Source organism: Chitinophaga sp. (genome assembly GCF_036569125.1).
Taxonomy (GTDB): domain Bacteria; phylum Bacteroidota; class Bacteroidia; order Chitinophagales; family Chitinophagaceae; genus Chitinophaga.
The window spans coordinates 1-7,629 of the sequence record NZ_DATCRF010000635.1 but is presented as its reverse complement, the minus strand read 5'-3'; the positions used below and the strand labels follow the sequence as shown (position 1 = coordinate 7,629).

The window sequence follows — 7,629 nt, the reverse complement described above, 5'->3', positions numbered from 1 at the left end:
GCACCTGCCGTATTACGCCACCAGGGACGCAGGTTGGTGCCAAAGTATTGAATAGAATAAATATCATCATACCCGATCATCAGGTATTTGGATTGCGGTGTGCTGCTTACGCTGCCAAGGGGAATAATGCTGTTTAACATCAGCGATCTGCCGGTAACGCCGGTATCGCCTTTCTGGCCCTGCATAAAAGCGCTGATGGCATTTGCTTCGGTGGTAATATACTGCTGTATGCCGGTAGGCGCTGGTGCGGCTGCATATACGTAGCCCCAGTCTATACGCAGGTTATCCCCTTTCTTTTGCAGCACCGGCTGTTCTGTAGTGCCGGCGCGCAGCACCTGCTGGCCATTCTTCAGGTAGGCGGATGCGTGTACTTCCTGTGTGGGCTGGTTCACTGCCACGTTGGATGATACCCCCTGGTAAACGATTACGTTGTGGGGCTTTCCATCGGCAGCCGCAGCTTTATACGTAATGTAGGATACCGGTGTAGCCAGCAGCGCCAGGTCGGTAAGCACCAGCGGGGAGGTAAAGGTCACCTCCAGGTTCACCGGCCCGCAGGTAAAGCTGTACTTGGTTTGTGTAGCCGTTACCTTTAGATTGGTTTGCGGGGCTACTTTTAAACCGGCTTCGCTGTTATTCACCAGCTGCTCTGTGATACCGGCATCTATCCAGGTGCCGCCGCCGGTGTTGTTGCAATGTACGGCCAGCACGTTCTCTCCAACTACCAGCTTTGAGCGGATGTCATCTGACAGCGGTATCATTTCATAATCGCCGTTAGCGCCGCCCTGTTCTGTGATCTTTTGCCCGTTCAGGTACACTTCTGCACCATCGTCATGAAACAGGCGCAGGGCCAGCTTTCCGGTGGGTACGCTTGCCAGCTTAAATTTGCGGCGTAACCAGATGTCTTTGCCGGTCCATTTGGTGCCTGCTTTGGCACGGTCGTCGCCAAAGGGCGCTGCGCCGGTCTTCCAGGCATTGTCGTTAAACTTTGCCTTTTCCCAGCCTGCTGCCGGCGCGGTTTCCATCAGGTACTTACAGCTGTAGGCCTGCTCATCGCCGGCCGGTAATACCGCTTTGTATTCAGGGGTGGTTTGCCCCATAAAACGGTAATAATCGCCATCTACTTTCAGGATGCCCAGTAAAGCCTGTTCCTTACCGGTCCAGTGCCGGGTAGCGGATGCCGTGAGCGTATCGGTGTTAGACCAGATACTGAAATACGGGTTGTGCGTGATCAACGGGTAGGCAGGCATTTTTTCCTGCGCGTAAAGATTGGTACCAATAGTCATTACGGTTAGCATGCCGTGGGTACAGAGCTTTTTAATCAGTCCATTCATGAGCGTGAAGTTATTTGCGCTTTTTTATGTTAACAATTGGTTCGTCTACTTTTATTTTTTACCCGGCTTCGGAAATACCTTATGTGTATTGGCCCATTGCTGCCACAGGGTTTGCAGCTCCCGTACCTTGTCAGGATGCTGCGCTGCCAGATCCATAGTTTCGGTTCTGTCAGTGGCCAGGTTATACAAATGCCAGGTACTGTCGTTGCTTAAAGATACCAGCTTCCACATGCCCTGCCTTGCGTAGCGGGCGCCGAAATGTTCATTGAACAACGCCTCATGACCGGGTGTTTGCAGGTTACCGAAAGACGGCGCCAGGCTAATACCAGTAGTAGGCTGCACCGGGCGTCCGTTGTACACTTCCGGGTATTCCGCACCTGCTAAATCGATAAAGGTACGCATGAAATCCATAACATGCCCTACGTGGCCGCTAAAACTTCCCTTTTTTGCGGTAATGCCCTTGGGCCAGTATGCGATCATGGGGGTGTGGATACCGCCTTCATAGGATTCGGCCTTCCAGTACTGGTAGGGCGTGTTGGCTACATTGGCCCAGCGCTGCCCAATGGAGGAGTAAGTGGTTTCCGGGCCGGGCATGGCCTGCTTTTTAGTGGCATATACTATTTCGCGCCCGTCGCGGGTTTCATTGGGGCGGTCAAATCCGGGGCCGTAGGCAGCACAATTCTCCGGGCTGGCGCCATTGTCCGACAGGAACAGGATCAATGTATTATCCAGCTGCCCGTTCTTTTTCAGGGCGTTGATAATGCGGCCAATGCCCTGGTCCATCCGGTCTATCATAGCGGCATGCACGGCCATGGCGGCAGCGTCCCATACGGTGTCCGGGTTGTTTTTCCATTCCAGGTCTGCTTTCCAGCGGCCGGGAAGCTTAGTTTTTGCCGGGTCAATGAGGCCCATTTTCACCATTCTTTGATACCGCGCTTCGCGGATGGCCTGCCAGCCTGCCTTGTAGGTGTTCTCGTATTTGGCGATATCTTCCGGCAACGCATGCAAAGGCCAGTGCGGCGCATTTTCCGCTACGTATAAAAAGAAGGGTTTGTCTGATCCCGCATAGCCGTTAATGTAAGCTACAGCTGTATCGTTAATGGCATCTGTATGGTAGTAATTGGCAGGCACCTCTTTAATAGGCGTTGTACCGCTTACCAGGCTAAAGGGATCAAAGAAATCCACCACGCCCCAGATGGTGCCGAAGAACTTTTCAAAGCCCCTGCTGGTGGGGTACTGGCTGATGGGTGAAAACTCATTGTAAAATTTGTGGTGATTGAGCCAGTTCAGCTGCTCCTGCGGGCTGGCCTGCCCGTTAGTGTTGGATACATGCCACTTGCCCGACATAGCGGTGTGGTACCCGGCGGCCTTTAATACTTCCGCCAGGGTTACTGCGCTATCTGTGAGGTGGCCCAGGTAGCCCGGCTCGTCCTCCGCATCCGTCATTTTACCAATGCCGGCCTGCTGGTTGTATAAACCGGTAAGCAGGGAGGCCCGGGTGGGGCAGCAACGGGAGGTATTATAAAACTGCGTATAACGGAGGCCGTTATGCGCCAGGAAATCGATATTAGGCGTATGAATTTCCCCGCCGTAACAGCCCAGGTCTGAAAAACCCAGATCATCGGCCAGGATCACTACAATGTTGGGCCGTTTTGCTTTGGGCGGGTGCGGATCTTTTTTAAAGGCGCTGAGTGTTAGCAGTGATGTAATGCCCAGCAAAGCCAATCCAATACCGGTATAAACGGCTCTCTTTTTCATCTGCATAGTTGTTGTGTTAAAAACTGTGGTAGCTTATAATACATGCTGTTTACGGTAGGCAGTAGGATTCTGGCCCGTGTATTTTTTAAAGATGCGGTTCAGATGACTTTCATCTGTAAACCCAAATTCATATGCAATATCACCAATACGATTATCCGTAAAACGGAGGCGGGTTTCTATGAGCTTTAGCCTGTAAGCGGTAATGTATTGCTGCAGCCCCTCTCCTGCTGCTTTTTTAAAATATTCGCTAATGTAGTTGGGCGAGATGTTGAAGTATGCAGCCATCTTCTCTGCCTTTAACCTTTCGGGATCATAGATATGTTCATGGATGTAATTCAGCAATGGTAAAGCGGTGCTGGGTATTTGCTTTTGGATAGCATGGTTTCCCTGAAGGGTAATGTTGTGGGCCGCCAGGGCAATGATGGTATTGATCAGCTGCGCCATTACGTAGCCACGCTGCGGGTACCCGTTACCGGTTTCCCGTATCAAAGCCTCTACAATAGCACGTACCAGCGGTTTATCAGTAACTGTTTTAAGGATGCAGCCGGGCAAATGGTTATAGGTATGAAAAATGAATTCCATTTTCTTTATCCATTCTACAGACTGGCTTTTGAGGTAACTATCATTGAAGCGGATAAAAAAGAAACGCGTGGTTTCCTGCACTTCAAAACTGTGCAGATCCTCCGGGAAGATCAGGAATAGCTTGTCCGGCGCATAGGGCAGCTGGTGCCGGTTAATGTGCTGTATGCCCTTACCTTCCAGGATGAATACCATTTCAAAGAAGGTTTTTTTATGCACCCTGGCAGGATAGTTGCTGGTTTCCAGCAGTTCCAGCTCATAGGGCTGATAAAGGTTCCTGATCTCCATACCCTGTAAAGATACAGATCATACCCATAAATGTACAGGGGCAGGCCCCTGTCAATGATGATCTTTGCGTTACTAAAAACATAACACTTCATGAACACGATCTCTTTCTTATTACTGCGTTTGGCTATTGGCGCCAGCTTTTTTGGACATGGGCTGGTACGGCTGCCCAAGCTGGCGGCTTTCAGCGGCTGGATGGCAGGTACCTTTAAAAAATCTATGCTGCCGGAAATGCTGGTAACGCCTTTCAGCTATGCGCTGCCTATTGCAGAATTTGTGATAGGGCTGCTGCTGCTCAGCGGCCTGTTTACCAAAGCGGCGGCTATTGCCGGCAGCTTGGTGATGCTGGTGCTGATCTTTGGCGCCTGTATGATAGAGAACTGGGAAGCCTTACCCTCACAGTTTATACATATTGCGTTCCTGGTTACCCTGCTGCAATTTATACAGAGCAACAGCTGGGCGCTGGATGGGATCATGAGGAAGTAGCAGGATTCATTTCCGGCTCCACTCCTCATGCAGCGGCTTACCATCAGAGCTTTTACCACTATGGTCCCATTTATCACCATTCACACTGCCTTTAAAGCTAAGCGAGGCGCCTACCCGGTTATTATCACGTGAAAAGTATTCTATCTTCTCCGTATACACGTTGTTTTCAAATGTGTAGCTACCGCCGCCGGTACCAAAGAACTCGCCGGTTTCCGTATTAATGGCTACCCACTGGAATTTAGTGCCGGTTAATATTTTAATGGTTTTGCGGGCGCCGGATGGCATGCTGTTCATTTTGCCATTGGCTTCGCGGGCGGTGATCTGCCAGCGGCCGGCCAGTGCGGCTATCCCATCATCCACCCGGGTAAAAACCATCTTTTTGCCACCCAGGGTAAGGGCTAACTGCTCGCCCTCAAAAGCAGCGGCTGCATCCGGGTGCTGGCCTACCTGCGCCTTATCGGCCGAATTAAATTCTATGGTAGTGGTGGCATTGCCTTCAGAAGTGCCCTGCCAGGTGCCGCCCATAGTGGATACAAAAGCAGCGGGCGTGTAGGTGGTAATTGTAAAATAATCAGGGGTAACCAGCATAATGGTGGTAGCAGAATCTGTTTTCACCTGCCAGGCCCCTTCAGCCGATTGTGCTTTTAACTGTTGTATGCCCAACAGGAACAGCATAAACAGCATACCTGTTTTTGCAAATGTTTTCATGAACGTGAATTTGCAAATGAATATACGAAAATAAGATGGCCTAACCTGTAGCCGGAAATAGTTACTGTGCGTACTTCATCAGCTGTTCTACCATAGTAGCGGCAGTTTTGCTGTATTCCTTTTCATATTTTTCCATCAGCTGCTCCCGGGTGGGGGCAGCACCTTTCTTCTGCCCCTCCCATAATACGGAAAGGGAGGCATAAGGCGGCAGCACCAGGCCAATAGCATTTAAAAAGTTGCTGATGTTGCCAATGATATGCTGTGCGCCGTCAGAATCGCCGGTGATGATGATGCCTGCTGCTTTATTGGCCAGCCTTGATGGTTTACCCGCCAGGATCTCGTCATGAATATTATCCAGGCGTTCAATTACTTTCTGTATTTCCGATGAATGATTGCCCCACCAGATGGGTGTTGCAAAAATGATGAGCTGTGCTGCTGCCAGCTTTTCCAGGATGGCCGGCCAGGCATCACCGGCGCCCATATTGGTGTAGGTACCGGGCAAAATATTTTCATTTACCAGCTGAATGATCTCACATTCCACATTCTTTTGCTGCAGCTTTTCTTTAAAGAACTCAGACAGAACGGCGGTATTGGAAAGTCCCTCCTTTTTTAAAGTACCTAACAGAATGATCGCTTTCATGAAGATCGTTTCATAAACGCGTCACAATTGATGTGCCGCGATTAATGAAGAACTCTGCAATGATAGCGTGTTTACAGCTGCTACCCTCCTGTTTCTCCCAGGCAGCGCTTAATTACCGCCAGCAGGTTGGCAGAGGTGAACGGCTTTTCCACCAAAGCGGTTGCGCCGCATTGCCGGGCCATTGCTTCCATATTATGCGTACCGGAAATAATGATCACCGGAACATCTTTTGTGAGCGGGCCGTTCTTAAGATGCTGGCAGATCTCACACTCATTTAATGTCAGGAAACGGCTGTTGATAATGAACAGGTCCGGTATATGAAAATCGTATTTTAATAACTGGCTGTCGGATGATACATGCTCTATTGCATAGCCGTGGGCCGGCAGTAATTTCCTGTAAAAGAAAACCGTTTCAGTATTCCGCTCAATGATCAGTATAGTTTTTTCCATTGCAGTAATCCCAGATAGTTATCGAATATAAATCCCCCCTAATGATGCCTGTTACCGGCAGGTATACCGGTAAGGCTTGCTGGCAAAGGCCTGGTGCTGTAACGTATAAAATAATGGCTGCCACAGCCAGATCCTTGTGTATCTGTCAGTATCCGAACAATTAAATGTACAGCGGGGGTATCATCTGAGAAGGGAGCAATGCCGGAGAAAGATCTTTTCCGGTTTATAGCGGTACGTTAGGATAAGAAAGGCGTCCAGGGATAAAATCGAACAGACCGTAATGCCTGTAAAAAAGAATATGAGGGGTAATAATAACAGTTTCCTGGTAGATAAATTGCGATAGCTTTCCACCGCTGCTTCGCTCTTATGAGAGGTCGTTGAATGTACCGGCTCATCGTTCCTTTTCCGTTGTTTGATGACCAGCCGGTTCCAGTTCACATCCTCATTCAGTGCATTCGCCCAACAGATATTGTGAGACGCTAAAGTAAGGAACGTCCCCAGTATCAGTATTTTGAATGCAAAGGCTGATAGTAAAATATAGTTATGAAAAATCTTCCAATTGCTCATAGTCTGTTTCCAACGGGCTCTCAAAGTAAGGAAATATTCATGGAATATTCAAAATCCCCATGCTATAAGCCAGGCACTGCCTGTAAATACCCCGCAAATTTGAGCTAATTTTAACGTCATGAAAATGTATCAGCAAACACTGGAATTAAGCGCAAAACCCAGGGGCTTTCATCTTATTACCCCGGAGATCGCGCGTGCCATACCGGAGATCAGCACTTTACAGGCGGGCATTTGCCAGGTTTTCATACAACATACTTCTGCATCGCTTACCCTGAATGAAAATGCAGACCCTACTGTGCGGAAAGATTTTGAAACCTACTTTAACAAAGCGGTGCCGGAAAACGATCCTGATTTTTTACATAATGACGAAGGCCCGGACGATATGCCGGCCCATCTGAAAGCGGCCCTGCTGGGCAGCTCTGTAATGATCCCCATCCGCAACGGACGCTTTGCGCTGGGAACCTGGCAGGGGGTATATTTATGCGAACACCGCAACCACGGCGGCAGACGAAGAATTGTTATTACGGCCTGGGGAGCTTAATTCAGCTGGTTACCGCGCCGGTGCCGGCAGGCTCCCGCCTTCTTTGCAGCCAGGAGGTAAAGATGGTATAAAACACCGCCAGTATAATAGCGCCTTTGAACATGCCCGTAAAACCCCAGGCTGCCAGCCCGCCTATTACGCCCAGGAACAATACCAGGAAGGGCAGCTTACCGCCGCTTTTTGCAATGAGGATGGGTTTTAAGATGGCATCAATTACCAGTAAAAAAGCTGCATAGATAGCCAGGAATATGGCCATGCCCGTATGCCCCTGCGCGGCCATCCATA

General features: G+C 49.7%; 8 protein-coding genes and 1 pseudogene. 2 read left to right on the top strand and 7 right to left on the bottom strand.

What is annotated here, in order from left to right; all coding sequences use genetic code 11:
* The 3 genes from VIM87_RS23800 to VIM87_RS23790 form a co-directional block, all read right to left on the bottom strand.
* Window positions 1-1,331, bottom strand: a 1,331-nt coding sequence (locus VIM87_RS23800; RefSeq protein ID WP_331999427.1) for a DUF5127 domain-containing protein, incomplete at its 3' end; no start/stop codon positions are given.
* Window positions 1,332-1,382: 51 nt separating this feature from the next.
* Window positions 1,383-3,089 (bottom strand): arylsulfatase, encoded by a 1,707-nt coding sequence (locus VIM87_RS23795; RefSeq protein ID WP_331999426.1) that lies wholly within the window; start codon window positions 3,087-3,089, stop codon window positions 1,383-1,385.
* A 33-nt stretch (window positions 3,090-3,122) separates the two neighbouring features.
* Window positions 3,123-3,956, bottom strand: a complete 834-nt coding sequence (locus tag VIM87_RS23790; RefSeq protein ID WP_331999425.1) for an AraC family transcriptional regulator — start codon at window positions 3,954-3,956, stop codon at window positions 3,123-3,125.
* Between the two features lie 90 nt (window positions 3,957-4,046).
* Here VIM87_RS23790 and VIM87_RS23785 point away from each other — a divergent pair, with 90 nt between their 5' ends.
* Window positions 4,047-4,439: a DoxX family protein gene (locus tag VIM87_RS23785; protein ID WP_331999424.1), complete on the top strand. Its 393-nt coding sequence runs from the start codon at window positions 4,047-4,049 to the stop codon at window positions 4,437-4,439.
* A gap of 6 nt (window positions 4,440-4,445) precedes the next feature.
* On the opposite strand, the gene VIM87_RS23780 is transcribed toward VIM87_RS23785, so the two are convergent.
* The 3 genes from VIM87_RS23780 to VIM87_RS23770 form a co-directional block, all read right to left on the bottom strand.
* Window positions 4,446-5,147 (bottom strand): hypothetical protein, encoded by a 702-nt coding sequence (locus VIM87_RS23780; protein ID WP_331999423.1) that lies wholly within the window; start codon window positions 5,145-5,147, stop codon window positions 4,446-4,448.
* Window positions 5,148-5,208: 61 nt separating this feature from the next.
* Window positions 5,209-5,787 (bottom strand): flavodoxin family protein, encoded by a 579-nt coding sequence (locus VIM87_RS23775; protein WP_331999422.1) that lies wholly within the window; start codon window positions 5,785-5,787, stop codon window positions 5,209-5,211.
* Window positions 5,788-5,867: 80 nt separating this feature from the next.
* Entirely contained in the window at window positions 5,868-6,236 is a 369-nt protein-coding gene (locus tag VIM87_RS23770) for a response regulator (RefSeq protein ID WP_331999421.1), read from the bottom strand.
* A 685-nt stretch (window positions 6,237-6,921) separates the two neighbouring features.
* Between VIM87_RS23770 and VIM87_RS23765 the strand changes: the two genes are divergently transcribed.
* A complete protein-coding gene (locus tag VIM87_RS23765; protein WP_331999420.1) occupies window positions 6,922-7,344 on the top strand; it encodes a secondary thiamine-phosphate synthase enzyme YjbQ in 423 nt (140 codons plus the stop codon).
* 1 nt (window position 7,345) lies between these two features.
* On the opposite strand, the pseudogene VIM87_RS23760 reads toward VIM87_RS23765, so the two are convergent.
* Window positions 7,346-7,629: pseudogene (locus VIM87_RS23760) on the bottom strand (hypothetical protein); the annotation flags it as partial.

Excerpts from the sequence above, each read along its gene's own strand:
- VIM87_RS23795 (WP_331999426.1), bottom strand. The coding sequence starts at position 3,089 with ATGAAAAAGAGAGCCGTTTATACCGGTATTGGATTGGCTTTGCTGGGC.
- VIM87_RS23785 (WP_331999424.1), top strand. The coding sequence starts at position 4,047 with ATGAACACGATCTCTTTCTTATTACTGCGTTTGGCTATTGGCGCCAGC.
- VIM87_RS23775 (WP_331999422.1), bottom strand. The coding sequence starts at position 5,787 with ATGAAAGCGATCATTCTGTTAGGTACTTTAAAAAAGGAGGGACTTTCC.
- VIM87_RS23780 (WP_331999423.1), bottom strand. The coding sequence starts at position 5,147 with ATGAAAACATTTGCAAAAACAGGTATGCTGTTTATGCTGTTCCTGTTG.
- VIM87_RS23790 (WP_331999425.1), bottom strand. The coding sequence starts at position 3,956 with ATGGAGATCAGGAACCTTTATCAGCCCTATGAGCTGGAACTGCTGGAA.
- VIM87_RS23770 (WP_331999421.1), bottom strand. The coding sequence starts at position 6,236 with ATGGAAAAAACTATACTGATCATTGAGCGGAATACTGAAACGGTTTTC.
- VIM87_RS23765 (WP_331999420.1), top strand. The coding sequence starts at position 6,922 with ATGAAAATGTATCAGCAAACACTGGAATTAAGCGCAAAACCCAGGGGC.